The 26,434-nt window shown below is 67.8% G+C and carries 18 protein-coding genes; 7 read left to right on the top strand and 11 right to left on the bottom strand.

What is annotated here, in order from left to right:
- Positions 1–75: 75 nt before the first annotated feature.
- Both MBR110_RS11770 and cdpA read right to left on the bottom strand, forming a co-directional pair.
- A complete protein-coding gene (locus tag MBR110_RS11770) occupies positions 76–1,608 on the bottom strand; it encodes an HDOD domain-containing protein (RefSeq protein ID WP_059460882.1) in 1,533 nt (510 codons plus the stop codon).
- Positions 1,609–1,637: 29 nt separating this feature from the next.
- The gene (gene cdpA, locus MBR110_RS11765; RefSeq protein ID WP_196798246.1) at positions 1,638–3,377 is read right to left on the bottom strand and encodes a cyclic di-GMP phosphodiesterase CdpA; all 1,740 of its coding nucleotides are present in this window, start codon (positions 3,375–3,377) and stop codon (positions 1,638–1,640) included.
- Positions 3,378–3,656: 279 nt separating this feature from the next.
- Between cdpA and MBR110_RS11760 the strand changes: the two genes are divergently transcribed.
- On the top strand, positions 3,657–4,208 hold the full coding sequence (locus MBR110_RS11760; protein WP_059735213.1) for a peroxiredoxin: 552 nt from the start codon (positions 3,657–3,659) through the stop codon (positions 4,206–4,208).
- Between the two features lie 204 nt (positions 4,209–4,412).
- Here the strand turns inward: MBR110_RS11760 and MBR110_RS11755 are convergent, their stop codons facing one another.
- Positions 4,413–5,042, bottom strand: coding sequence for an SDR family oxidoreductase (locus tag MBR110_RS11755; RefSeq protein ID WP_014722761.1), 630 nt, complete (start codon positions 5,040–5,042; stop codon positions 4,413–4,415).
- 263 nt (positions 5,043–5,305) lie between these two features.
- On the opposite strand from MBR110_RS11755, the gene MBR110_RS11750 reads away from it, so the two are divergent.
- Positions 5,306–6,829: an NYN domain-containing protein gene (locus MBR110_RS11750; RefSeq protein WP_059735211.1), complete on the top strand. Its 1,524-nt coding sequence runs from the start codon at positions 5,306–5,308 to the stop codon at positions 6,827–6,829.
- Between the two features lie 426 nt (positions 6,830–7,255).
- Here MBR110_RS11750 and MBR110_RS11745 read toward each other — a convergent pair whose 3' ends face one another.
- The 7 genes from MBR110_RS11745 to MBR110_RS11715 all read right to left on the bottom strand — a co-directional run bounded on the left by MBR110_RS11745 (position 7,256) and on the right by MBR110_RS11715 (position 20,708).
- Positions 7,256–10,564: an efflux RND transporter permease subunit gene (locus MBR110_RS11745; protein ID WP_059735209.1), complete on the bottom strand. Its 3,309-nt coding sequence runs from the start codon at positions 10,562–10,564 to the stop codon at positions 7,256–7,258.
- 3 nt (positions 10,565–10,567) lie between these two features.
- Positions 10,568–13,681 carry an MdtB/MuxB family multidrug efflux RND transporter permease subunit gene (locus MBR110_RS11740; RefSeq protein WP_059462928.1) on the bottom strand — a complete coding sequence of 1,038 codons (3,114 nt, stop codon included), beginning with the start codon at positions 13,679–13,681 and terminating at the stop codon, positions 10,568–10,570.
- A gap of 15 nt (positions 13,682–13,696) precedes the next feature.
- On the bottom strand, positions 13,697–15,064 hold the full coding sequence (locus tag MBR110_RS11735; protein ID WP_059735207.1) for an MdtA/MuxA family multidrug efflux RND transporter periplasmic adaptor subunit: 1,368 nt from the start codon (positions 15,062–15,064) through the stop codon (positions 13,697–13,699).
- Between the two features lie 288 nt (positions 15,065–15,352).
- A complete protein-coding gene (locus tag MBR110_RS11730) occupies positions 15,353–16,177 on the bottom strand; it encodes an IclR family transcriptional regulator (RefSeq protein ID WP_011884053.1) in 825 nt (274 codons plus the stop codon).
- A 584-nt stretch (positions 16,178–16,761) separates the two neighbouring features.
- Complete coding sequence (locus tag MBR110_RS11725) at positions 16,762–18,717, bottom strand: PhoX family protein (RefSeq protein WP_059735205.1); 1,956 nt, start codon at positions 18,715–18,717, stop codon at positions 16,762–16,764.
- A gap of 208 nt (positions 18,718–18,925) precedes the next feature.
- Complete coding sequence (locus tag MBR110_RS11720; protein ID WP_011884058.1) at positions 18,926–20,119, bottom strand: ammonium transporter; 1,194 nt, start codon at positions 20,117–20,119, stop codon at positions 18,926–18,928.
- A gap of 253 nt (positions 20,120–20,372) precedes the next feature.
- Complete coding sequence (locus MBR110_RS11715; RefSeq protein ID WP_011884061.1) at positions 20,373–20,708, bottom strand: hypothetical protein; 336 nt, start codon at positions 20,706–20,708, stop codon at positions 20,373–20,375.
- A 191-nt stretch (positions 20,709–20,899) separates the two neighbouring features.
- On the opposite strand from MBR110_RS11715, the gene MBR110_RS11710 reads away from it, so the two are divergent.
- The 5 genes from MBR110_RS11710 (at position 20,900) to MBR110_RS11690 (ending at position 23,719) form a co-directional block, all read left to right on the top strand.
- Positions 20,900–21,328 (top strand): hypothetical protein, encoded by a 429-nt coding sequence (locus MBR110_RS11710; RefSeq protein ID WP_011884063.1) that lies wholly within the window; start codon positions 20,900–20,902, stop codon positions 21,326–21,328.
- A gap of 92 nt (positions 21,329–21,420) precedes the next feature.
- Positions 21,421–21,861, top strand: a complete 441-nt coding sequence (locus MBR110_RS11705; RefSeq protein ID WP_011884064.1) for an Rrf2 family transcriptional regulator — start codon at positions 21,421–21,423, stop codon at positions 21,859–21,861.
- A 130-nt stretch (positions 21,862–21,991) separates the two neighbouring features.
- On the top strand, positions 21,992–22,633 hold the full coding sequence (locus MBR110_RS11700; RefSeq protein ID WP_014722766.1) for an NAD(P)-dependent oxidoreductase: 642 nt from the start codon (positions 21,992–21,994) through the stop codon (positions 22,631–22,633).
- Between the two features lie 263 nt (positions 22,634–22,896).
- A complete protein-coding gene (locus tag MBR110_RS11695; protein WP_014722767.1) occupies positions 22,897–23,367 on the top strand; it encodes an Lrp/AsnC family transcriptional regulator in 471 nt (156 codons plus the stop codon).
- 190 nt (positions 23,368–23,557) lie between these two features.
- Positions 23,558–23,719, top strand: a complete 162-nt coding sequence (locus MBR110_RS11690; protein WP_011884072.1) for a hypothetical protein — start codon at positions 23,558–23,560, stop codon at positions 23,717–23,719.
- Between the two features lie 312 nt (positions 23,720–24,031).
- On the opposite strand, the gene MBR110_RS11685 is transcribed toward MBR110_RS11690, so the two are convergent.
- Positions 24,032–26,323: an FUSC family protein gene (locus MBR110_RS11685; RefSeq protein ID WP_059735203.1), complete on the bottom strand. Its 2,292-nt coding sequence runs from the start codon at positions 26,321–26,323 to the stop codon at positions 24,032–24,034.
- Between the last annotated feature and the right edge of the window lie 111 nt (positions 26,324–26,434).

Raw genomic sequence — 26,434 nt, 5'->3', positions numbered from 1 at the left:
GTCGCACGATGCAGCCGGCCGCGTTCGCGGCCGGTTTGCTTTTGGGCGCGGCGCGTTGCGGGCGCCGTGCCCGCGTCACGTCGCCGGTGTGGGCTGCGTGGGAAAGAACCGCGCGAGCTCGCGCGCGAGTTCGTTGAGCACGCTCATCTCCTGCTGCGTGATCTTGCGCGCGGTCTGCGCGCCGGCCCAGTCGCCGTACAGCAGCGCGACGCTCGTCGTGCCGACGCGCACCGGCAGCAGCACGAAGGCGCGCGCATCGGGCAGCGCGTCGACGTACCACGCGGGCAGGCGCTTCGCCATCTTCGGGTCCTGCGCCTGTTCGATGAAGATGCCGACCGAGTTCGTGATCGCCAGATGGAAGACGTCGGGCTCGAAGCGCTCGGTGAACTGCAGCCGGTCGAGCGCCGCGTCGACGCCCGGGCCGAAGCCGAGGCGCGCGGCGAAGATGCCGTCGTCGCGGCGTACGAACATCACCGTGCGCGTGAACGCGAGGCCCGCGAGCAGGCTTTCCGAAGCGAGCGCGAGCACCGGCGTGAGCACGTGTTCGGACGGCAGCGCGCGCAGGTCCGCGAGGCCGGCTTCGATGCACGCCTTGGGCTGGCCTTGCGCGCGTGCGATCGCGTCGGCATTCGCGCGCAGCTCGACGATCTCGCGCATCACGGTGTCGCTCGCTTCCTCGCGTGCGAGCCGGTCGGCGATTTCGACCAGCGCGTCGGCTTCGATGTCGAGCGCCGCGCCGTAGCGCTGCGCGAGCGCGGCGATGTGCGCGTCGCGCTGCGGGCCGGCGGGCGTGGTGAGCGCGCTGGCGACGTCGGTCGAGCAGCGGCTCACCGCGCGCAGCCAGCGCACGCGCTCCTCGCCTTCGTCGGCGCGCGTGTCCGGCGCGAACCGGCGGTCGTCGTCGAGGTCGTCGGCGTCGTCGTCCATCTCGTCGGGCTCGACGTCGTCGTCGCCATTGGCCATCCCGGCGCGGATCACGTCGGGCAGCCGCCAGCTGGCCGCCGCCTCGAGGCCGATCGCTTCGAAGCTGACGCCCAGCACGTCGACGCATGCGCGTTCGTCGTCGCCGTCCAGCTCGGCCGCGCGGCGCCGAATCCGGTCCCATTCGCTGTCGAGATAGCAGACCACCAGCAGCTTGCCGACCTGGCGCATCAGCGTGCAGACGACGGCTTCCTCGCCGCCGCGCAGTTCCGCATGCTCGGTCAGCTTGCGCGCGACGCAGCCGGACAGCAGCGCGCGGTTCAGCTCGAGCTTCGCGTCGATGCGACGCGGCGTGCTCTGGTGGAAATGGTCGACCAGCTTCAGCCCGACGACCAGATGGCCGACGGTGTCCATGCCGAGCACCATCAGCGCTCGGGTGACGGTCGTGATGTTGCCGCCGAAGGCCATGTACATGGCGGAATTCGCGAGCCGCAGCACTTTCTGCGTGAGCGCGAAATCGGACAGCACGACGCGCACGAGCGCGGTGAAGTCGAGCTCGTCGTTCTTCATCGCGGCCATCGTCGTGCGCAGCGATTCCGACAGCAGCGGGAAGTCGCCGCGTTCGTTCATCCGGGCCCACAGCTTGTCGAGCAGCGCTGTGCGGGGCAGGTGTGCGGTGAGTGACATACGGGAATCTGTCCAGTTCGGCGTGCGCGTCAGGCGGCGTGAAGGCGCAGTTGCTGCGCCTCGAAGCGCCGTGCGAGTTCCTCGGACGGCAGCGCCTGGCACACGAGCCAGCCCTGGATATGGTTGCAGCCCATCTCGGTCAGCAGCTCGCGCTGCGCCTCGGTCTCGACGCCTTCGGCGACGAGCTCCAGATCGAGCGTCTGCGCGAGGCCGACCACGGCCGATACGATCGCGCGGTCGTTGCGCGAGGTCAGCAGGTTCTCGACGAAGCTGCGGTCGATCTTCAGCTTCGCGAGCGGGAAGCGTTGCAGGTACGCGAGGCTCGAGTAGCCGGTGCCGAAATCGTCGATCGCGAAGCGGATGCCCAGTTCGGTCAGCTCCTCGAGCAGGCCCTTGGCCTGCGCGGGGTCGTGCATCAGCAGGCTCTCGGTGATCTCGAGCACGATGCGCCGCGGGTCGATGCCCGTCAGCGCGATCGCCTCGCGCACGCTCTGCGTGAAGCGCGGGTCGCGGAACTGCTGCGGCGACACGTTGACCGCCACGTACTGCAGCGGGAGCCCCTGGCGGTCCCATGCGACGAGCTGCATGCACGCGGCCTTGAGCACCCAGTTGCCGAGATAGTTGATCAGGCCGATGGATTCGGCGAGCGGAATGAAGGTCACCGGCGGCACGAGACCGTGCAGCGGATGGCGCCAGCGGATCAGCGCCTCGACGCCGACCACCGCGCCCGACTGGCTGCGCGTGATCGGCTGGAAGTGCAGCGAGAATTCGCCGTTGCGCACGCCGTCGTACAGGTCGGCTTCGAGCTTGAGCCGCTCGGCGTCGGCCGGATCGTCGACCGGCGCGTGGAACGACAGCGCATTGCCGCCCGACGCCTTCGCCAGCGACAGCGCGTGATCGGCACGGCGCAGCAGCGGGCTGTGATGCTGCGCGCGGTGCGATGCCGTGCGTTCGTCCGGGTACAGCGCGATGCCGATGCTCGCGGACAGGTGGACCGTCTGCCCCTGATGCACGTAGGGCTCGCGCACCGCGGCCTGCAGCCGGCGCGCGAGCGCGTCGGCGGCGCTGCTCGCGCGGGCGCGGTCGGGGGCGGTCAGCACCACCGCGAACTTGTCGCTCGCCACGCGTGCGAGCTGTTCGTCCGGCGACATCAGCGCCTGCAGCCGCTTCGCCGTCTCGCGCAGCAGCACGTCGCCGGCGTCGTAGCCGAGCGCGCGGTTGATGCGCTGGTAGTCGTCGAGGTCGAGCAGCAGCAGCGCCGCGCAGGTGCCCGACTCGTCGGCGGCCTGCTGCGCGCGCATCAGCGCCGGCACGAGCGAGGACAGGTTGTCGAGCCCCGTCATCGGGTCGTGGTGCATCTCGTAGGTGAGACGCGCCTCCAGCGCGCGCCACGCCGATACGTCGAACGCGGCGATCGCGAAGCCGTCGACGCCGTGGTGGCGGCTCTTGAACGCCCGGATCTCGACGTCGAGCGGGTAGGTGAGCGACTTGACGATGCACAGCGTCGTCTTCTCGACCTGGCCCGAGCGCGCGGCGCGGGCGAGCAGCGCTTCGAGCGCCGGGGTATCCTGTTCGGCGATCAGGTCGCGCAGCGTCAGCGTGTGCAGGTAGTCGCGGTGATAGCCGATGAAGCGCAGGCTGGCGTCGGACACGTACAGGAAGCGCAATTCGCGATCGACGTGCGCCAGGAAATCGACCGTGCCCACCGTCTGTTCCAGCCAGTCGCGCACGGTATCGTCGCGCCGCGGCGTGCCGGCGCGCGCAGGCATCAGCGCGCCGCCCGACCAGGCAAAGCGGCGCAGCGTATGCAAGGCGTTGCGCCAGGAGCCCTTGAGTGGCGTCTGTTTCCTGTTGGCTTCCATGTGTCTCGCTGACGTGAAGGGCTGGAACCGGTTGTCCGGAAGGAATAACGGCAGCCTGCGCGAAATCTTTAACCGGCCGGCCGGGGCTGAGACTACGTGCCGCGCCGGGTCGTACCTCCGGTGTTCGGCAGGCGAACGCCGGCATGGCCTGCATCGAGGCCGACTTTATAAGAAATGAGGACGCAGATGAAGCGAAAACTATTGGTGGGCGCCGCGGCAGCGGCGTTGGTGGCCGGCCATGCGCTGGTTGCGCACGCACAATTGAAACCGGGCCAACGGGCGCCGGATTTCACGACGCAGGCGTCGCTGGGCGGCAAGACGTACACGTACACGCTGGCCGATGCGCTCAAGCGCGGGCCGGTGGTGCTGTATTTCTACCCGGCCGCGTTCACGAAGGGCTGCACGATCGAGGCGCACGCGTTCGCGGACGCGGTCGATCGTTACAAGGCTTACGGCGCGACGGTGATCGGCGTGTCGGCGGACAGCATCGACACGCTGACGAAGTTTTCGGTGAGCGAGTGCCGCAGCAAATTCCCGGTCGCGGCCGATCCGGACGCGAAGATCATCCGCGAATACGACGCGAAGCTGCCCGCGCTCGATCGCGCCAACCGCGTGTCGTACGTGATTTCGCCGGAAGGGAAGGTGCTCTACGAGTACACGAGCCTGTCGCCGGACAAGCACGTCGAGAATACGCTCGCGGCGGTGAAGGCGTGGGCCGACGCTCATCCGAAGCAGTAGGCATCGCGCCGAAGGTGTGCGGCGGCGCGGCGGGCCGGCGGTAATCGACGTCGCGGCCGCACGCGAGCGCGAGCGCCTGTTGAAGGAAATCGCGTGTCCGGGCGGCGCGAAACGCGCGATGCAATGCGAAACCCGGCCACGACGCATGGCGCCGGTGCGACGGGCTGCGCGCCCGCCTGCACCCGGTCACGGCCACGGCGCGCTTTACGCGCGCAGCGCCTGCTCGATCGGCACGCTGCCGCCGACGAAACCGATCACCTTGCGGGAAATGCCGAGCTTGATCGCTTCGATCGCGGCCCAGGCGACGTCCTGGCGCGACACGGGCGGCGGCGAGTCGAGCGGCTCCTCGGCCAGCGCGATCTTGCCGACGCCCGGGCCGTCGGCGAGCGGGCCGGGGCGCAGGATCACGTAGTCGATGCCCGACGCGATCACGCGCTCGTCGCCCTCGTGCTTCATCTGCGAGTAATGGCGCAGGGCGTCGCTGCTGCGCTCGGGCCAGTACGCGGTCAGCGAGCTGATCACCACCAGCTTCTGCACGTTGCAGGCGAGCGCATAGTCGGCGGCGCGCGCGACCGCGTCGCGATCGACCTGCTCCTCTTCGGCCGGGCCTTCCGCTTCGGCCGAGCCGGCCGCGTAGATCACGTGCGTGATGCCCTGGAACGCGTGCGAGAAATCGCCCGTCAGGTCGGCCTCGACGACCTTCGCGCCCGGCAGCGCATAGCCGTGCCGGCGCACCAGCGCCGTCACCTCGAATTCCGGCTGCTTGAGCAGCAGATCCGCGCAGGCCTGGCCCGTGCGGCCGGTGGCGCCAATCAGCAGTACCTTCGTCGTCATGAAACCGCTCCTTGCTCGATGCGTCATCCTTCCAGATAGGGACGGACGACCGTTACTCAAGTGTATGTCGAATTGCGCAGGCGGCGCGCGTGTAATTGGGGCTGTACCGCTGGCCGCGCGCCGGCGAGCCGCCGCGGCAGCGCGCCGCTCGATGCGGCTGCACGCGCGAATGGCGGAATCGGGCCGCCGACCGGCTATCATGTGCGCGATGCATTTTTCGCCGCCATGCAGTACAACGCGGCGGCCAACCGGTTGGAGTACACATGGCATTACCCCTGGACAACATCAGCATGGCCGTGTTCTGCGACTTCGAGAACGTCGCACTGGGCGTGCGCGACGCGAAGTACGAGAAATTCGACATCAAGCCCGTGCTCGAGCGCTTGCTGCTCAAGGGCAGCATCGTCGTGAAGAAGGCTTATTGCGACTGGGAGCGCTACAAGGGCTTCAAGGCGTCGATGCACGAGGCGAGCTTCGAGCTGATCGAGATCCCGCACGTGCGCCAGTCGGGCAAGAATTCGGCCGACATCCGGCTCGTCGTCGATGCGCTCGACCTCTGCTACACCAAGTCGCACGTCGATACGTTCGTCATCATCAGCGGCGACTCGGATTTTTCGCCGCTCGTGTCGAAGCTGCGCGAGAACGCGAAGAAGGTGATCGGCGTCGGCGTGAAGAAGTCGACGTCGGACCTGCTCGTCGCGAACTGCGACGAATTCATTTTCTACGACGACCTGGTGCGCGAGCAGCAGCGTGCGCTCGCCAAGCGCGAGCAGCAGCGTACCGGCAACGGCGGCGCGAAGCGCGCGGACGAGCCGTCGCGCAAGCCGGAGCTGGAAGCGCGGCGCAGCGAGGCGATCGCGCTCGCGGTCGAGACGTTCGATGCGCTCGCGTCGGAGCGCGACGACGTCGGCAAGATCTGGGCGTCGGTGCTCAAGAGCGCGATCAAGCGCCGCAAGCCCGACTTCAACGAGTCGTACTACGGCTTCCGCGCGTTCGGCAACCTGCTCGACGAAGCGCAGGCGCGCGGTCTGCTCGAAGTGGGGCGCGACGACAAGTCGGGCGCGTTCGTGTCGCGGCCGCGGCATCCCGTTGCGGCGGAGCCGGCGGCCACGCGCGAGGCGGGCGGGCACCATGGTCACGGCGGGCGCGACGCTGTACAGCCCGCGCGCGAGCCGCGCCGTCGCGGGCACGGCGCTCATGCGGGGGTGCCGGAGAGCACGCACGCGGATGCGGACGATGCAGCCGCCGTCGAGTTCGTCGACGAAGCGGCGATCGTCGCGGCGCAGGCGGCTGATGCGGCCGAAAGCACGGCGTCCGGCGAAGCGGTGGAGGCGGTGGATACGCATGGCGACGCGAAGGACGGTCGCAAGCGCACACGCAAGAGCGCCGCGAAGAAGGCCGGCGCGAAGAAGGGCGGTGATGCGAAGGGCGGCGATGCGAAGGGCGCTGCCCGCCATGGCGAAGCGAAGCCCGACGACGCGACGCACGACGGCGACAGGCATGGCCGAGACCAGCACGCGAACCCCGAGCATGCGGATACCAGGCATGCCGACCGCCAGCACGCGCGCGCCGCGCACGACGACGACCGGCGCGTAGCGCAGGCATCGGGTGAGCCCGTTGCGCCGGCGAGCGGCGCGACGCCGCGTGAACCGTCAGCGGCCGCACCGGTTGCCGAAGCGGCTGCCGAGGCGACGGGTGAAGCATCGAGCGAAGCGAAGCCGAAGAAACCGGCCCGCAAGACGGCGCCGCGCGCACGTCGCCCGCGCAAGACGGCAGCTGCGAGCGAATAACGGAGAATAGCGGCGGGTCGGCAGTTCGACGGGGGAACGTCGGTGCCGGTGCCGCCGTTTTCCCGCACCGTTGCCCCGCGCGGAGCACCTACGCCGATGGTCTGCGCAGGTCGCTTGCGCCGCTCACTCGCCGGCCACGGTCAGCGCGCCTGCATCGCCACGTCGATCACGACGCCTTTCGTGGATGGCCTACGGCGATCACAGGAGCCGACCGCTTGCACGGCTCACTCACCGACCACGGTCAGCCCACCTGCATCGCCACGTCGATCACGACGCCTTTCGTGGAGAGCTTGCAGCAATCACAAGCACCGACCGCTTGCACGGCTCATTCGCCGACCACGGTCAGCCCACCTGCATCGCCCCGTCGATCACGACGCCTTTCGCGGACGGCTTACGGCGATCACCTGAGCCAACCACCCACACCCCTCACTCCCCAGCCACCGCCGGCCCACCCGTATCGCCGCGCCGTCCGCGCCGCTTCTCGCTCCACACGCGCAGCCGGTCCATGTACAGATACACGACCGGCGTCGTATAGAGCGTCAGCACCTGCGACATGATCAGCCCGCCGGCGATCGCGATCCCGAGCGGCGCGCGCAGCTCGGCGCCGTCGCCGTGACCGAACGCGAGCGGCAGCGCGCCGAGCAGCGCCGCCATCGTCGTCATCATGATCGGCCGGAAGCGCAGCAGGCACGCCTCGTGGATCGCGTCGAACGACGACTTGTGGGCGTGGCGGGTCTGGTCGATCGCGAAGTCGACCATCATGATCGCGTTCTTCTTCACGATGCCGATCAGCAGGATCACGCCGATCAGCGCGATGATGCTGAACTCGGTCTTGCACAGCAGCAACGCGAGCAGCGCGCCGACGCCGGCCGACGGCAGCGTCGACAGGATCGTGATCGGGTGGATGTAGCTCTCGTACAGCACGCCGAGCACGATGTAGACGGCCAGCAGCGCGGCGAGGATCAGGATCGGCTGGTTGTTCGTCGATTGCTGGAACGCCTGCGCGGTGCCCTGGAAGCTGCCGACGATCGTCGGCGGCACGCCGATCCGCGCCATCGTCTCGTAGATCGCCTGGGTCGCCTGCGACAGCGACACGCCGGGCGGCAGGTTGAACGAAATCGTCGTCGCGACGAACAGGCCCTGATGGTTGACCGACAGCGGCGTCGTGCTCGGGCCGAACGTCGCGATCGCCGACAGCGGGATCATCGTCGACTTGGACGTCGACACCGCGGCGCCCGACGACGCGCTCGACTTGCCGCTCGACGCGATCGCGTTCAGCGCCTGGTTGCGCGCCGAATCGGCCGCGATCGCCGCGGCGCTGGTCGCGGCCGTGCCGGCGCTCGACGTGCCGGCCGCCGTCGCGACGAAGGTGCCGGCCGTCGCGTTGGTCGTCTGCGAACCGTTGGCGCTGCCGCCCGACGTGCTGATCCACACCTGCTCGAGCATCTCCGGGCTCTGCCAGTACTTCGGCGCGACTTCCATCACGACGTGGTACTGGTTCAGCGGGTTGTAGATCGTCGACACCTGGCGCTGGCCGAAGGCGTCGTACAGCGTGTTGTCGATCTGCGAGGGCTTGATGCCGAGCCGCGCGGCCGTCGCCCGGTCGATCGTCACCATCGCCTCGAGGCCGCCTTGCTGCTGATCGGAGTTCACGTCGGTGAGCTCGGGGCGCTTTTGCAGCGCTTCGGTCAGCAGCGGCCCCCATTTGTACAGCTCGGCGCTCGAATCGCCGAGCAGCGTGAACTGGTACTGCGCGTTGCTCTGCCGGCCGCCCACGCGAATGTCCTGCGCGGCCTGCAGGAACGTGCGCGCGCCCGCGACCTGCGACAGCGGCTGACGCAGTTGCTGGATCACCTGATCGGCCGACAGCTTGCGCTCGGTGCGGTCCTTCAGCGTGACGAACATGAAGCCCGAATTGGTCTGCGAGCCGCCGGTGAAGCCCGCGACGCTCTTCACGTTCGGGTTGCCCTGCACGATGCGCATCATCTCCGAGAATTTCAGCTTCATCGCCTGGAACGACGTCGACTGGTCGGCCTGGATGCCGCCGATCATCAGCCCGGTGTCCTGCTGCGGGAAGAAGCCCTTCGGCACGACGATGTACAGATACACGTTCAGCCCGACCGTCGCGAACAGGATCAGCAGCACCAGCAGCGGGCGGCGCAGCGCCCACGACAGCGTGCGCTCGTAGCCGCGCTGCATCCGCGCAAAGCAGCGCTCGAGGAACCGGCCGATGCGGCCTTCCTCGTGCACGTCGTGCGCTTCGCGCAGCAGCCGCGCGCACATCATCGGCGTGACGGTGAGCGACACCGCGAGCGACACGCCGATCGCGAGCGACAGCGTCAGCGCGAATTCGCGGAACAGCCGCCCGACGATGCCGCCCATCAGCAGGATCGGCAGGAACACCGCGACCAGCGACAGGCTCATCGACAGCACCGTGAAGCCGACCTCGCGCGCGCCGTCGAACGCCGCCTGCAAGCGCGGCTTGCCGTTCTCGATGTGGCGCGTGATGTTCTCGAGCACGACGATCGCGTCGTCGACGACGAAGCCGGTCGCGACGATCAGCGCCATCAGCGACAGGTTGTCGATCGAGAAGCCGAGCAGGTACATCGCGCCGAACGTGCCGACGATCGAGATCGGCACCGCGACGCTCGGAATCAGCGTCGCGCGCCAGTTGCGCAGGAACAGGAACACGACCATCACGACCAGGCTGATCGCGATCAGCAGCGTGCGCTCGGTGTCCTTCAGCGACGCGCGGATCGTGGTCGAACGGTCGAGCACCGGCGTGACCGTGATGTCGGCCGGCAGCGAGGCGGTGAGCTGCGGCAACGCCGCGTTCACGCGGTCGATCGTCTCGATGATGTTCGCGCCGGGCGAGCGGTACAGAATCACGAGCACCGCGCGCTTGCCGTTCGACAGCCCGAGGTTGCGCAAATCCTCGACCGAATCGACGACGTCGGACAGGTCGGACAGCCGCACGGCCGCGCCGTTGCGGTACGCGACCACCAGGTCGCTGTACTGCGACGCGCGCGACGCCTGGTCGTTGGTATAGAGCTGGTAGTGCGTCGGGCCGAACTCGATCGCGCCCTTCGGGCTGTTCGCGTTCGCGGACGCCAGCGCGGCCCGCACGTCCTCGAGGCCGATCCCGTAGTGGAACAGCGCCTGCGGCTCGAGCTCGACGCGCACGGCCGGATTCGCGGAGCCGCTGATCGCCACCTGGCCGACCCCGTCGATCTGCGACAGCGACTGCTGCAGCACCGTCGAGGCGGCGTCGTACAGCTTCGCCGGCGACGACGTCTCCGACGTCAGCGCCACGACCATGATCGGCGAGTCGGCCGGGTTGACCTTGCGGTAGGTCGGATTGCTCTTGAGCGACGTGGGCAGATCGGCGCGCGCCGCGTTGATCGCGGCCTGCACGTCGCGCGCGGCGCCGTCGATGTCGCGGTTCAGCCCGAACTGCAGCACGATCCGCGCGTTGCCGACGGTGCTGGTCGAGGTCATCTCGCTGACGTCGGCGATCGAGCCGAGATGCCGCTCGAGCGGGCTCGTCACGCTGGTCGCGACGGTTTCGGGGCTCGCGCCCGGCAGCGACGCCTGCACCAGGATGGTCGGGAAGTCGACCTGCGGCAGCGGCGACACCGGCAGCCGGATGAACGCGAACAGCCCCGCGAGCGCGACGCCGAGCGCGAGCAGCGTCGTCGCGACGGGGCGGGTGATGAACGGGCGCGACAGGTTCATCGCTTACGCACCGGTCCGCTTGCCGGCGCCGGGGCCGTGCCGCTCGAACCAGCCGCGCGTCCGGCGCGCGAGGCTGTCGAAGCCGAGATAGATCACCGGCGTCGTGAACAGCGTCAGCACCTGCGACACGATCAGGCCGCCCGCGATCGCGATGCCGAGCGGCTGGCGCAGCTCGGAGCCCGCGCCGGCGCCGACGATCAGCGGCACCGCGCCGAGCAGCGCGGCGAGCGTCGTCATCAGGATCGGCCGGAAGCGCAGCAGGCACGCCTGGTAGATCGCCTCGCGCGGCGGCTTGCCTTCGACGCGCTCGGCTTCGAGCGCGAAGTCGATCATCATGATCGCGTTCTTCTTGACGATGCCGATCAGCAGCACGATGCCGATGATGCCGATGATGTCGAGGTCGTGGCCGGTGATCATCAGCGCGAGCAGCGCGCCGACGCCGGCCGACGGCAGCGTCGACAGGATCGTGATCGGATGGATGTAGCTCTCGTACAGCACGCCGAGCACGATGTACATCGTGACGATCGCCGCCAGGATCAGGAACAGCTGGTTCGACAGCGACGCCTGGAACGCGAGCGCCGCGCCCTGGAAGCGCGTCTGGAACGAGCCGGGCAGGCCGATGTCGTGCTCGGCCGCGCCGATCGCCTTCACGGCCTCGCCGAGCGACGCGCCCGGCGCGAGGTTGAACGAGATCGTGGTCGACGGGAACTGCGACAGGTGCGCGACCAGCAGCGGCGACGGCCGTTCGTGGAACGTCGCGATCGACGCGAGCGGCACCTGGCCGCCGCCGGCCGACGGCAGATAGATGTCGTTCAGCGACTGCGCGTAATGCTGCTCGCGGGGCTCCGATTCGAGAATCACGCGGTACTGGTTCGACTGCGTGAAGATGGTCGACACGATGCGCTGGCCGAACGCGTCGTACAGCGCGTTGTCGACGGTCGCCGGCGTGATGCCGAAACGCGCGGCGCTCGCGCGGTCGATCTCGACGTAGACCGACTGCCCGTTGCTCTGCAGATCGGTCGCGACGTCGGCGAGCGACGCTTCCTGCTGCAGCCGCGCGACGAGCTTCGGCACCCAGGTCGCGAACTCTTCGGGGTTCGGGCTCGTCAGCATGAACTGGTATTGCGTCGGGCTCACGGTCGAGTCGATCGTCAGATCCTGCACGGCCTGCATGAACAGCGAGATGCCGGTCACGTTCGCGACGCGCCGCTGCAGGTCGCGAATGATCTGCGCGGCCGACTCGCTGCGCGCGTCGCGCGCCTTCAGGTTGATCAGCATGCGGCCGCTGTTAAGCGTGATGTTGGTGCCGTCGACGCCGATGAACGACGTGAGGCTCTCGACGTTCGGATCCTTCAGGATCTCGGCGGCGAGCGCCTGCTGGCGCTCGGCCATCGCGCCGTACGAGATCGACTGCGGCGCCTGCGTGATCGCCTGGATCACGCCGGTGTCCTGCGCGGGAAAGAAGCCCTTCGGCACGTACACGTAGAGCAGCGCGGTCAGCGCGAGCGTGAGCAGCGCGACCACCAGCGTCGAGCGCTGGCGGTTCAGCACCCATTCGAGCGCGACCGCGTAGCGGGCGATCACCCAGTCGATCGCGCGGTGCACGCGCGCTTCGAAGCGATGGCTTTCATGCGGCGGCGAATGGCGCAGCAGCGTCGCGCACATCATCGGCACGAGCGTGAGCGACACGATCGCCGAGATCACGATCGTCACCGCGAGCGTGATCGCGAATTCGTGGAACAGGCGTCCGACCACGTCGCCCATGAACAGCAGCGGGATCAGCACGGCGATCAGCGACACCGTCAGCGAGATGATCGTGAAGCCGATCTGCTTCGAACCCTTTAGCGCGGCCTCGAGCCCGGAGTCGCCTTCCTCGACGTAGCGCGCGATGTTCTCGATCATCACGATCGCATCGTCGACGACGAAGCCGGTCGCGATGGTGAGCGCCATCAGCGACAGGTTGTTCAGCGAGAAGCCGGCCATGTACATCACCGCCAGCGTACCGATCAGCGACAGCGGCACCGACAGGCTCGGGATGAGCGTCGCGTACACGTTCGCGAGGAACAGGTACATCACCAGCACGACCAGCGCGACCGCGAGCAGCAGCTCGAACTGCACGTCGCGCACGGCGGCGCGGATCATCGTCGTGCGGTCAGTGACGATCTGCACGTCGAGTGCGGCGGGCAGCGTCTCCTGGAGCTTCGGCAACTGCGCCTTGATCGCGTCGACGGTCGCGATCACGTTCGCGCCCGGCTGGCGCTGCACGTTCAGGATGATCGCCGGCTCCGCATTCACCCAGGCGCCGAGCTTGGTGTTCTCCGAGCCGGCGACGATCTGCGCGACGTCGGTGAGCATCACCGGGCGGCCGTTCTTGTATGCGACCACCGCGTCGTTGTACTGGTCGGCGCTCGTGAGCTGGTCGTTCGCGTTGATCGTGTAGGCGCGCGTCGGGCCGTCGAAATTGCCCTTCGGCGTGTTGACGTTCAGGTTCGAGATCGTCGTGCGCAGATCGTCGAGGTTCATCCCGTACTTCGCGAGCGCGGTCGGGTTCGCCTGGATCCGCACGGCCGGCCGGTTGCCGCCCGACAGGCTCACCAGGCCGACGCCCGCGATCTGCGAGATCTTCATCGCGAGGCGCGTGTCGGTCAGGTCCTGCACCTGCGTGAGCGGCAGCGTCTTCGACGTGATCGCGAGCGTGATCACCGGCGCGTCGGCCGGGTTCACCTTCGCATAGATCGGCGGGGCAGGGAGATCGGACGGCAGCAGGTTGCCGGCCGCGTTGATCGCGGCCTGCACTTCCTGCTCGGCGATGTCGAGCGGCAGGTCGAGCGAGAACTGTAGCGTGATCACCGATGCGCCGGCCGAGCTCTGCGACGACATCTGGTTCAGCGACGGCATCTGCCCGAACTGCCGCTCGAGCGGCGCGGTGACCGACGACGTCATCACCTCCGGGCTCGCGCCCGGATAGAAGGTCTGGACCTGGATCGTCGGATAGTCGACTTCGGGCAGCGCGGCGAGCGGCAGGAAGCGCAGCGCGACGAGGCCGGCCAGCATGATCGCGGCCATCAGCAGCGCAGTGCCGACCGGCCGGAGAATGAACAGGCGGGATGGATTCATCGAGCGGCCCGCGCGTTACGGGGCCGACGCGGCCGCTGCGTGCGACGCGCCGGTGCGGTGGCCGCCGCGATGGGCGCCCGTGCGCGATGCGTCCGATGCACTGGTTGTGCCTGAAGCCCCCGACGCGCCGTTCGGCTTGTCGGCGGGGATCGAGATCTTCGAGCCTTCGCGCAGGCGATCGGAGCCGTCGGTGACCACGCGCTCTCCGACCGCGACGCCGCTGACGATGCTCGTGCGCTCGCCGTCGACCGGGCCGGTCTTGACCTTGCGCACCGTCACCGTGTTGTCGGGCTTGACGACGTACACGAACTGGCCGATCGAGCCGGTCAGCACCGCCGAGGTCGGCACGATCGTCGCATTGCGGATCACGTCGATGAGCAGCCGCGTGTTGACGAACTGATTCGGGAACAGCCGCCCCGTGGTGTTCGCGAACGTGGCACGCAGCTTCACCGTGCCGGTGCTCGTGTCGATCTGGTTGTCGAGCGTCTCGAGCGAGCCCGTCTCGAGCGGCACGGTGTTGTTGCGGTTGTAGGCGGTGACCGACAGCTTGCGGCCCGCGTTCACCTGCTCGAGGATCGCCGGCAGGTTGTCTTCCGAGGTCGTGAAGATCACGCTGATCGGCTGCAGCTGCGTGATCACGACGATCCCGTTCGTGTCGCCCGGCGTCACGTAGTTGCCGGCGTCGACCTGACGCAGGCCGACGCGGCCCGCGACCGGCGCGGTGATGCGCGCGTACGTGAGATTGAGCTTCGCGGAGTCGATCGCGGCCTGGTCGGTTTTCACCGTGCCTTCATATTGCTTGACGAGCGACGCCTGCGTGTCGACCGTCTGCGATGCGATCGAGTCCTGCGACAGCAGCGTCTGATAGCGTTTCAGATCGAGACGCGCGGTCGCGAGCAGCGCCGCGTCGCGCGCATGCGTGCCTTCGGCGTTCTCGAGCGAGACCTGGTACGGGCGCGGATCGATCTGCGCGAGCAGGTCGCCTTTCTTCACGATCTGGCCTTCCTGGAACGCGACCGACTGCAGGTAGCCCGACAGCTGGCTCTTGACGGTGACGTTCGCGAGCGGCGTCACGGTGCCGAGTGCGGACAGCACGATCGGCATCTCGCCTTGCGTCGCGGTTGCGACCGACACGGGCTGCGGCACGTTCGCCATCGCAGCGGGGCCGCCGCGGCCGCGATGGCCGCCGCCGGCCATCGCGCCGGACGCCGGGCCGGCGGCGCCGGGGGCGTCGGCGGGCGTGCGCCGCCACGGATGCCACCACAGCAGGCCGCCGACGATGACGACCGCGAGCGTGCCGATCGCGAGCGTGCGGCGCGGGCGCCGCGCGGCAGTTGGGGCAGGGTCCTTCGAAGGGGGCGTGGGCTTGGGTTGGTTGTCCATCGTGTTCTGTCGGGAAGGCGGCGCGGCGTGCCGGTAGGCGCCGTACACGCGGTAAACGCGGCAAATGCGCCGATCGCGCCGATCGCGCGTGCGCACGCAGCGCCGGCGGGGCCGGCTCGGTCCGGCCCGTCGGATCCGCGCGGGAAAGAGCGCATTGTGCGCCGCGGCTGCGGCGCGACGATGGGCATGATCCTACGTGCCGTCCCCGCTACAGTCCAGTGGCCCATCTTTCAACGGGTTACGGCCGTTACAGCACACGAAGAACGCGACGCGACGATGACGAATCGATTACACGACGCTGCGCCGCGCCGGCGAGCCGCCGATCTCGCGCGTGATCTTCGCGATGCATTCGTGCAGCGCGGGCACCACGTGTTCCTGCAGCCATTCGGGCGAGCACTGGCTCGACGCGCCGCCGCAGTTCACCGAATAGCGCTGGCCCGACGGCCCGACGAACCCGGCCGCAACGGCGTTCAGCCCTTCGCGCCACTCGCCGACCGCGAGCGCATGGCCGTCGCGGAGCGCTTCGTCGAGGCCGGATTTCAGGCGCGCCGACACGAGCGGCCAGTCGTCGCCGGCCGTCGCGCGCAGCGCGTCGAGCAGCGTGTCGCGCTCGTCGTCCTCGAGCGCCGCGAGATACGCGCGGCCGACCGCCGTGCGCGCGATGTCCATCCGCGAGCCGATTTCCAGACGCGTGACCAGCACCGCCGAGCGCGGCCGGATCACGTCGATCGCGACCATGTCGAGCCGGTCGCGCACCGCGAGGTGCACCGACAGCGACGTGCGTTCGGCCAGTTCGATCATGAACGGCCGCGAGCGTGCGCGAATGTCGAAGTTGCGCAGGAAGCCGTGGCTCAGCTCGAGGACGGACGCCGTCAGCACGAAGCGTTCGCTGTCGGGCAACTGGAACAGGAAGCCGGCGCTGACGAGCGTCGCGGTGATACGCGATACCGTCGGCTTCGGGATACCGGTCAATTCGGTCAGCTCGCGATTGCTGACCGGGGCGTCGGCCGCAGCGATGCGGCGCAGCACGGCGAGACCGCGCGCGAGGGCGGTGATCTCGTCCGGCGACGATTCGCGATCTCGGGGCGCAGGAGGCGTTACAGATGTCGACACGTGCGGTTCTCTCTATTTCCGAAACTCGATTTCAATTTTGTTAGAATTGTACGATGATTGTCAAAACATGCATGTTCCATGGGTGAATCGTTCATCGTATGACATTTTACGGGTTCACCCTTGGGTTTACTGGGGAAACCGCCAACTCACTATTGCCGGAAAGTGAAGAGGCCGGTGCAAATACCGCTTGACTTGGCGGCCGGAAACGGAAAGAATGTCTCACGTTTTCGAAACATCGTTTCAGGAGTTTAACCCGCTACGGTGTTTCGCGCAGTCTCTCAGGTTCTAGCACGGCCCTCGGAATGGCTAGAACTTTTTTAGCGCCACGGTCTCCGTGGCGCTTTTTTTTGCCCGCCGCCGACGCAACGCCGACACCTGCGGCCGAACGCCGCAGTTTCCCCGACAGCGCAGTCTACCGCGTCAACCGCGAGTCTATCGCCCGGCCGCGTCGTCGTTCGCACCGCCTTCATCGCCGTGCAAAAAAAAGCGCGACGCCCGCAATGGGCATCGCGCAGAAGACGGCGTGGAGCGCCGACGAATGAAACGTGACGATGAAGCGGGGCGCCGCGCGCCCCGGTTGACGCTCAGGCCTTCGCGAGCTTGATGCTGGTCGGCTCGGCCGTCAGATAGCCGACGCTTGCGCCGAAGCGGTCCTTGAAGTTCGCGCGCACGAGCGGATCGAGCGTCGGCTTGACCTTGTCGTGCAGCGGCGTCTCCCAGTCGCCCGCGTGCTGGAAGTTGCTCATGATGTAGGTCCAGCCGTTGATCTCGTCCACCGCGTGCAGGCCCGTCGATTCGGCGCCCGCCGGGCACGACAGCACGCGCGTGAGGGCTTTCGTGTCGACGTTGTACGCCCACAGGAAGTTGTTCACGTGCATGCCCGAGTCTTCGCCGATGAAGAGCGTGCGCAGCTTCTCCGAGAACTTCAGGTTGTCGGGGTTCGCGATCTTGTCCGGGTTCGCAAGGTTGCCGAGCGCGTCGGCGGCGGCCAGGTCCTCACCGACCAGCGCGGCCGGCGCGCTCATGTCGACCGGCACCCAGTCGCTGTCGATCGAGGCGCCCGTCGTGTCGCGCTGGCTGCCCTTCAGGTTCAGCGCGTAGACGGCGCCCGCGGCGATCTTCTTGTCGAGCGCGACGTCGCGCGACACCGCGTTGCCCTTGATCATCGACGTCTCGATCCGCGACATCGCCGAGTAGACGATCTTGTCGCGCGCGTTGACCGTCGTGCCCTCGAGCTTCGTGAACGCCATGCTGCCGCCGATCAGCGCCGCGTAGCGGTGCGTCTCCAGGAACGCGGCGGCCTTTTCCATCCCCGGCTTCACGCGAATCCAGTTGAACTTGCCGCCGAAGTGGATCTTCGTATAGCTCGCGTCGGCCGGATCGACCGTCGCGACGTCCATGATGTCCGACGCCTTCAGCGTGTTCGCGAGCGTCTCGATCTCGCTGCTCGTCGCATGGCCGATCCTGATCCACGTGAGCGTCGCGCTGCCGGCGCCGGCCGAGGTCGTCTGCGTCCATTTCGCGACGTACAGCGTGCCGGCCGACAGGTCGGCCGCCTTGTCGGCGACGAACATGAACAGGCCGCCGTTGGTCGCGTCGTCGCCCATCATCACGGTGCGCTGGTCCGGCATCACCTGGATCAGCTCGTGCGAGATGCGGCCGAGACAGTAGTGCTTCTTCACCGTGCCGGTGCCGTCCGGATTCACCGTGATCTCGGGCAGATGGCCGTAGTGGTAGGGGTTCGCCTTCGTCTCGTCGCCGAACGTGTTGCGGCTGAACGCCTTGAACTGCGCGTCGGTCGCGGCCTTCGTCGCGTCCGGCTCGTATTCCTCGCTCGACAGGTGCGTGCCCCACGGCGACAGGCTCGCGCCGCAGGTGATCCACAGCCCGTGCGCCTTCGACGTGTCGACGTTGTGATACTTGACGACCTTCAGCGCGCCGGTGGCCGGATCCTGGTCGAGCGTGATGACCGCGATCGGCGACGGCAGCTGGCCGTACTGCGACGCGCTCGCCTGGTCGCGCGTCGTGTATTCGAACTGCACGACGGCGAACACCGTGTTGCCCTTCACGCCCGCCACGTTCGCGTTCTTCAGCGTCAGCAGCGAGCTGCCGTCCGGGCAGTCCGAATAGAACTGGCGCTCCTTGCCGGCCACCGAGCGGTCGATGATCGGCTGGTTGTTGATGTCGTAGTAGCCGCCCGCGAGGATCGTGCCGCCTTTGCCGTCCGGCACCATGTCGCCCGTCACGAAGAACGGCCGGTACGCGAGCTTGAAGTTGCGCGACGAGCCGTCCGAGAACGACACCGCCAGCGTCGAGCCCACCGTCGTGGCGGCCATCGCGCCCGGATTGTCGAGCGTCGGCGCGGCCATCGCGGCGAACGCGGCCGACGCATAGGCGGCGGCCGGCGTGGCCGTCGGATTGTCGCCGCCGCCGCAGCCGGTCAACAGGGCCGGCAGCGCGAGGCCGGAAAGGGGCAGCATCGGCGCCCCGGCGAGGATCTTCAGGGCCTGACGACGGGAAGCATTGGGCAACGCGGGCATGTGGAGTCCAGTTTCAGATGTTGGAAGAATGGCTTTCGTCGTGCAGGCGAGCGGCAAGCAAGACGAAGGCAAGTTGAAAACTGGACGGAAGTGTAGGGACGCTAGATGAAAGTTTTTTGAATTGAAAACGTAATGATGAGGCGGGTCTGCGTGAGGCGGGTCTGCGTGAGGCGGGCGGCCCGACGCCCGCCTCACGCGCCGACGACGCTCAGTCGCGCTCCGGCGTCGCCGAGATGCGGTGGATCGACAGATCCGCGCCGTCGAACTCGGCTTCGCGATCGAGCCGCAGGCCGACGGTCGCCTTCAGCGCGCCGTACACCAGCGTGCCGCCCGCGGTGGCGATCGCGATGCCGCCCAGCGTGCCGATCAGCTGCGACATGAACGACACGCCGCCGAGGCCGCCGAGCGCGGGCATCCCGAACACGCCGGCCGCGAGGCCGCCGAGCGCGCCGCACATACCGTGCAGCGGCCACACGCCGAGCACGTCGTCGATGCGCCACTTGTTCTGCACGCAGGTGAACATCGCGACGAACAGCGCGCCGGCCGCGGCGCCGGTGACGAGCGCCCCGATCGGGTGCATCACGTCGGAGCCCGCGCACACCGCGACGAGGCCGGCGAGCGGACCGTTGTACGTGAAGCCCGGGTCGTTGCGGCCGGCCATCCACGCGGCGAGCGTGCCGCCGACCATCGCCATCAGCGAGTTCACGGCGACGAGGCCGCTGATCTTGTCGAGCGTCTGCGCGCTCATCACGTTGAAGCCGAACCAGCCGACCGCCAGCACCCACGCGCCGAGCGCGAGGAACGGAATGTTCGACGGCGGATGCGCGGCGATGCGGCCGTCCTTCGCATAGCGGCCGTGGCGTGCGCCGAGCAGCAGCACGGCCGGCAGCGCGACCCAGCCGCCAAAGGCATGGACGACGACCGAGCCCGCGAAGTCGTGGAACGGCGCGCCGAAGGCGTGCGTGAGCCACGCCTGCACGCCGAAGCGCTCGTTCCACGCGATCCCTTCGAAGAACGGATAGATGAAGCCGACGATGATCATCGTGGCGACGAGCTGCGGATTGAATTTCGCGCGTTCCGCGATGCCGCCGGACACGATTGCCGGGATGGCCGCGGCGAACGTCAGCAGGAAGAAGAAGCGCACCAGCGCGTAGCCGTTGTGCTGCGACAGCGAGCCGATGTCGTCGAAGAATTCGACGCCGTACGCGATCGTGTAGCCGATGAAGAAGTACGCGAGCGTCGACACCGAGAAGTCGACCAGGATCTTCACCAGCGCGTTGACCTGGTTCTTCTTGCGGACCGTGCCAAGTTCGAGGAAAGCGAAGCCCGCGTGCATCGCGAGCACCATGACGGCGCCGATCAACAGGAACAGTGTGTCGACGCCGGATTTCAGACCATCCATGCCGTTACATCCTTGCGCAAAAAATGGGCAAGGAATGCAAATTTCGAGCCAAGTTGGTGAGTGAGTGCGTGTAGTTGGTGCGAAGTGCCGTGCGGCGCGGCTTTCCGGTGAGGGTTGCACGAAAACGGGGCGAGCTGCCGACGGCGTCATTTCGGCAGAAAACGCACGCGTGCGGTGCGGGGTGTGCGCAACTGGTGCGCGTGCTGGCGCGTGTGGCGCGTGGTGGTGCGGTGCGATGCGCCGGTCTGGTGCGTCAGTGGCGCGTGAACATGTGGCGCGGGCGGCGCAGCCGCAGCGCGCGGGCGGTCCAATAGGTGGCGACGGCGGCGAGCCCGAGCGCGGCGATTGCCAGCGAGGCGAAGCCGGTGACCGATTGTCCGTGGCCGTCGGGGCCGAGAATGCCCTGCACGACGATCAGCGCCGCCGTCCAGAAGCCGATCACTGCCTGGGCGAGCAGGCGCGCGGATGCGACGCGGCGCGGGCGGCCGTCGTCGCGAAAGCGCCGCGCGGCTGGCGCGCGAAGACACACGAACAGGCTGGTGGCGAGTGCCGCGGCCAGCGCGATGAACCAGTCGATGAGAAAAGCCATAAGGAGCGGGAGGCGAACGAAACGGTTGTAGGCCTGCCGACTTTAGTGGCGTTGCGCAGGCGCTTGAATCAGACGAATTCGAAATTGCACGGCATGTTCGATCGCGACGCTTCATGGCTGCGGTGACACAGGCGGTATCATCGACACCGGTCCAACCAACCAGGCCGTACGTGCATGGCCGGAGATTGCTGATGAAGATGAAGACTTGGCCGGCGCGACGCGCGCCCGGCGCAATGCTGGCGGCTGCGGCCGCCGCTACGGTGCTGTTGCTCGCGGGCTGCGAGAAGTCCGGCGCACCGGCGAACCAACCCGATACGGCCGCGAGCGCGGCCGCCGATGCCGCGAACCATGCGGCCCAGGCGCTCGACCAGGTAGCGAGCACCGTGAGCCAGCAGCTCAATGCCGCGAAGGCCGGCATCGCGTCGGCTGCGTCTGCGGTGCCGCCGCTTTCCGCGAGCGGGCTGGCATCGGCCGCGCAGGCGCAGTTCGATGCGGCCGCGTCGGCGGTCGTCGCGCATGCGGCGTCCGAAGCCGGCGCGAAGATGGCCGAGGCCGGCAAGAAGCTCCAGCAGTGGAGCCAGCAGAACGCGGCCGGCGCAAAGCCTGCCAGCGGCCAGTGACGGCGCGCTTGCGCAAGTCGTTAAATGTAATTATAGTTGTTACACATTGTCGCCGGTCGCGGTTCGGGCCGGCGTCGTTGAGCGAGTGACGAATGAATACCAGCAGCCGGTTCGCGTTTGCCGTGCACGTGCTTGCCTTGCTGTCGATGCAGGACGGCGTGCCGTTGTCGTCCGAGATCATCGCGGGCAGCGTGAACACGAACCCGGCGCTGATCCGGCGGCTGCTGTCGATGCTGGCGGCGGCCGGGCTGACCACGTCGCAGCTCGGCGCGGGCGGCGGGGCGCTGCTCGCGCGCGAGCCGGGCGACATCTCGCTGCTCGACGTGTATCGCGCGGTCGACGATGCGCAATTGTTCGCGCTCCATCGCGAGGCGCCGAATCCGGCGTGCATGGTCGGGCGGCACATCCAGGGCGTGCTGATCGACTATATCGGCGATGCGCAGCGCGCGATGGAAGCATCGCTCGCCACGCGCACGCTCGCCGACGTCACGGCGGACGTGCTCGCATCGGAGCAACGCAGCGGCGCGGGGTAGGGCGCCGGCTGGTGAAGGCGCTGGGGCGGCGCCTGGTGGACCGCGCGGTGGTTCGCGCAACGGAGTTCGCTCCGTTTTTTTTGGCCTTATATGTAATCGCTGTAGTTACTTTTATTTCTGGAGAATCGACATGACGCACCATCCGTTGAACATCGCGCTGTTCGGCGCCACCGGGATGATCGGCTCGCGCATCGCCGCTGAAGCGGCCCGCCGCGGCCATCGCGTGACCGCGTTGTCGCGCCGACCGGGCGCGGCCGGCGACGGCATCGTCGCGCAGGCGGCCGACCTGTTCGAGCCGGCCAGCATTGCGGCCGTGCTGCCGGGTCACGACGTGGTCGCGAGCGCATACGGCCCGCAGCAGGACGATGCCGCGAAGGTCGTCGCGGCCGCGCGGGCGCTCGTGGCGGGCGCACGGCAGGCCGGGCTGAAGCGGCTCGTCGTGGTCGGCGGCGCGGGTTCGCTCGAAGTCGCGCCCGGCCGGCAACTGGTCGACACCGACGGCTTCCCGCAGGCGTACAAGGCGGTCGCGCTGGCGCATCGCGAAGCGCTCGACTATCTGAAAACGGTCGGCGATCTCGACTGGACGTTCTTCGCGCCCGCCGCACTGATCGCGCCCGGCGAGCGCACCGGCACGTTCCGCACCGGCGCGGGCACGCTGATCGCCGACGCGCACGGCGACAGCCGGATCTCGGCGGAGGATTACGCCGTCGCGTTCGTCGATGCGCTCGAGCAGCACAGCTTCGTGCGCGAGATCGCGACCGTCGCGTATTGACCGCTGCCGCGCCGCCGCGCCGTCCATGCGCGGCGGCCGCCGTTGTCGTGACTTCAGGCGATTTCACCCGAACGGGTGAAGTCGCCTGTTTCGTTTGACGGGCGGCGTAACTCGGCGCCGCCCGCGCCCGAACCGGGGGTGAGGCGGTGTCGGATGCGCGCGGATTGGTATTTATCCCGGTCGACGGCAGCGAGTGCTTTCCATATTGTTCCCCGTTATGCTGGATGCATAGAAAAAATTTCTATCTACGAGGGACCAGATAAATGGATGCCATCGATCGCAAGCTGCTGGAGCTGTTGCAGGCGGACGCCACATTGCCGATCGCCGAACTCGCGCAGCGCGTGAACCTGTCGCAGACGCCGTGCTGGAAGCGCGTGCAGCGACTGAAGGAAACCGGCGCGATCCGTGCGCAGGTCGCGCTGTGCGACCCGCGCAAGCTCGGCGTCGGCACCACCGTGTTCGTCGCGATCCGCACGAACCAGCACACCGAGGAGTGGGCCCAGCGCTTTACGCAAGTCGTGCGCGACATGCCGGAAGTCGTCGAGGTCTATCGGATGAGCGGCGAAACCGACTATCTGCTGCGTGTCGTGGTGGCGGGCATCGACGATTACGACCGCGTGTACAAGCAGCTGATCCGCATGGTGCCGCTGTTCGACGTGAGCTCGTCGTTCGCCATGGAGCAGATCAAGTATTCGACCGCGTTGCCGGTGCGCGACGTGTCCGAGCTGGCGTAACGCGGTGCGCGCGCACATCGGTCGGCGCTGTGCGGCGTGTTGCCTGCCCGTCAGCGGCGCGCGCCCGCGCACGGAAACGATGTTCGACGGAAAACCAGGGGCGCAGTGCGACGGCGCAACCCGGCGCGTCGTAACGGGCGCAAGCGCGTAGAATGCCCGCTTCGACGAATTCGACGGAGCCGCACCGGCCATGAACGATCAGCGCAAGAAGAACCCAGTCCGCAACGTGAGCATCCTGATCGTCGTGGCCGTACTCCTGGTGATCGGGACGATCATGTACAACGCGATCTCGCAGAAGCACGCGTACGACGAAGCCCACCCGGCCGAGGCCGCGAGCGCCGCGTCGCACTGACGTCGGCGCGGGCGCGCAGCCGCAGGCGCGTGCTCTACGGGGCGGGAGCGATGTGCGCCTAAGAGGCGTGAGGCGTGACGACGCGCTCTGTTGCGTCGGGACCGACGCGGCCGCCGAAGCCTGCGCTCGCCTCCGAAGGCTGCCGTCGCTGCCCACGCCGGTCCACCGGCCGATCGACATCAGCACGGCATCGGCAACACGTGGAACAGCAGAATGCGCTCACGCACCGTGTTAATCGCGCGCGGAATCACGCGTCACGAGGCACGCGCGGCCGGGAAGATCGGCCGGTCGAACCATTGCGCACCCGCTTAGTCACGCCGGCAGCCGGATGACGCTCGCGTCCTTGCGGATCAGCAGCGATGACGCCAGCATCTGCTTGCACTGGTGCGCGAGAACCTTCAGGTCGTGCGTGAGGTCGGCGCCCACGGCGTCCGATTTTTCCGCCGACACGACCATTTCGTCGAGCGCGCGCGTGATCTGTCTGGTCGTATCGAGATGGTCGGCCTGCGGCGGCTCGCCGGCTTCCGCCTTTTCGAGGTTGTCGAGCACGGCGGACAGGCCGCGATGCAGCGCGTCATCGTGAACGCGCTGCCCGTCTGCCGCGCATGTGCTGCGAATCAGCGGCGCGGCGGCGGTGATCTGCGCGCCGAGCACGTGGGCCTGCACCAGCAGGTCGTTGAGTTCGGCGACGAAGCGCTGGTGCGCCTTCGGCTCGATCATCATGCGCTGGAACGCCTGCCCGAGGTTCGCGAATGCGATGTGCACGTCCTTGCGCGCGAGGCGGTAGCGATAGTCGTCGTCGAGCGCGGTGGACGGCGCTTCGATCGCCGCGGCAACGACCGGCACGGCAGCCGCGCCGTCCGCGACCGGCACGGCAGGCGCCGAGGCGCCGCGCCCGGCGCGCCACGCCGCCTCGAAATACTTGCGGGTCGAGCTCAGCATGTCGGTCACGAGCTTGCCCATCAGCCGGTATTCCCAGTACGGGAAGAGCCGGCTCGCGGCGATCGCGATCATGCAGCCGACCACGGTGTCGATCGCGCGCTCGCCGATGATGCGCATGCTGCCCGGCGCGAGCAGGTGGAACATCAGCAGCACGTACGACGAAGTGAACACGACGCTCGCCGCATAGTTGAACAGAAGCAGGCTGTAGCTCATCACCATCGATCCGAACATGATCGCGATGAGCACGTGCGGCTCCTTCACCGAATAGATCAGCGCGATGCTCGCCGCGCAGCCGATCAGCGTTCCGACGATACGTTGCGCGTTGCGCTGCTTGGTCAACGAGTAGCCCGGCTTCAGGATGATGATGGTCGTCATCACGATCCAGTAGGCATTCGTGAGCGGCAGCAGCCTGCCGAGCCAGAAGCCGACCGCGACGGCGATCGTCACGCGCAGCGCGTGGCGAAAGCTCGGCGAGCGCATGTTCAGGTTCGAGAAGATCAGCAGCGGCGACATCCGGCGCCGCTGCAGGAACCGCACGAGCGCCTTGTCGATCTTCAGTTCGGTCTGCTGCGGATCGGCGCGGCCCGACAGGTTGCGGCGCATCCGGTCGATCAGCCGCGTCGCGCTCCAGATCCGCCGGAACGTCGCGAGCACGGCCGCGTACGCCTCGGCATTGGCCGCCGCGAAGTTCTTCTTGCGCATCAGCTCGATCTCGTACTCGATCGCGCGCAGTTCGGCCTTCACGCTGATGCGCGAATGCGGCGCGCGGTTCTCGAGCACCGCGAGGCCGATTTCCTCGAGATCGGCCGCCGCCTTGCCGATCAGGTCGCGATAGAAAATGATCAGGTCCGAGCCGCCGAACGTGTTGCGCACGAGCGGATAGTCGGTATGCGCGCCGACGAATAGCTCGTGCAGGTCGACGCTGTTGATGAACAGGTTGTACATCGTCGTGCGGCCGGGATCGAGCTTGCCGCGGCGCAGCTTCGGCAGGTTGCGCAGCACGATGTCGCGGGCGGTTTCCTGCGTTTCGACCGCCGTGATCTGCTTGGCGACGAGATTGCGGTAGCACTCGTCGAGATCCGCGTCGAGGTCGTAGAACTGCGCGCGCGCCTGCAGGTAGTCCGCGCACGCGAACAGGCTCTCCGCGAGCGCCTGCTGCTCGATCCGGCGCGCCTGCCATTGCGACACGATGGTCGCCCAGTACGTGTACCAGAGGCCGCCCGCCAGAATCCAGCCGGCATTGACGAACGCCTGCAGCGGCGTGAAGTTCTCCTCCAGCGTCATCACCATCATGAACAGCGTCGCGAAGCTGATTTGCGGCCAGCGGTTGCCGTACACGACGATCAGCGACAGCACGAACGTGAGCGGGACGATCGTCAGCCAAAGCGCGAAGATGTGCGGCGTGGCGAGGCCCGTCGCGAGCGCGGCCAGAAAGCCGATCACGCTGCACGCAAGCATTTCGTTGTGCTTGTACTTCAGCGGGCCCGGCATGTCGACGACGCACGCGCCGAGCGCACCGGTCGAGATCGTGAAGCCGAGCTCCCGGTTGTGAAACACGATCAGGCACAGCACCGCGGGCAGCGACACGCCGAACGCGATTCTCAGCCCACCGAAGAAGTACTGGCTGTAGAGAAACTTTCTGATTTCGACCGAATAGCGCATCGATGAACGTAATGGCAGACGAAGACGCCCGGGACAGCGTATTGACTGGCGACGAGTCTATCGTATTTCGCGGCCCGCAAAACCTGGCCGTTCGGCCGAACTTCGCCGCGC

Source organism: Burkholderia sp. MBR-1 (assembly GCF_013822785.1).
GTDB classification, from domain to species: domain Bacteria; phylum Pseudomonadota; class Gammaproteobacteria; order Burkholderiales; family Burkholderiaceae; genus Burkholderia; species Burkholderia vietnamiensis.
This window is presented reverse-complemented; position numbering and strand designations above follow the sequence as displayed.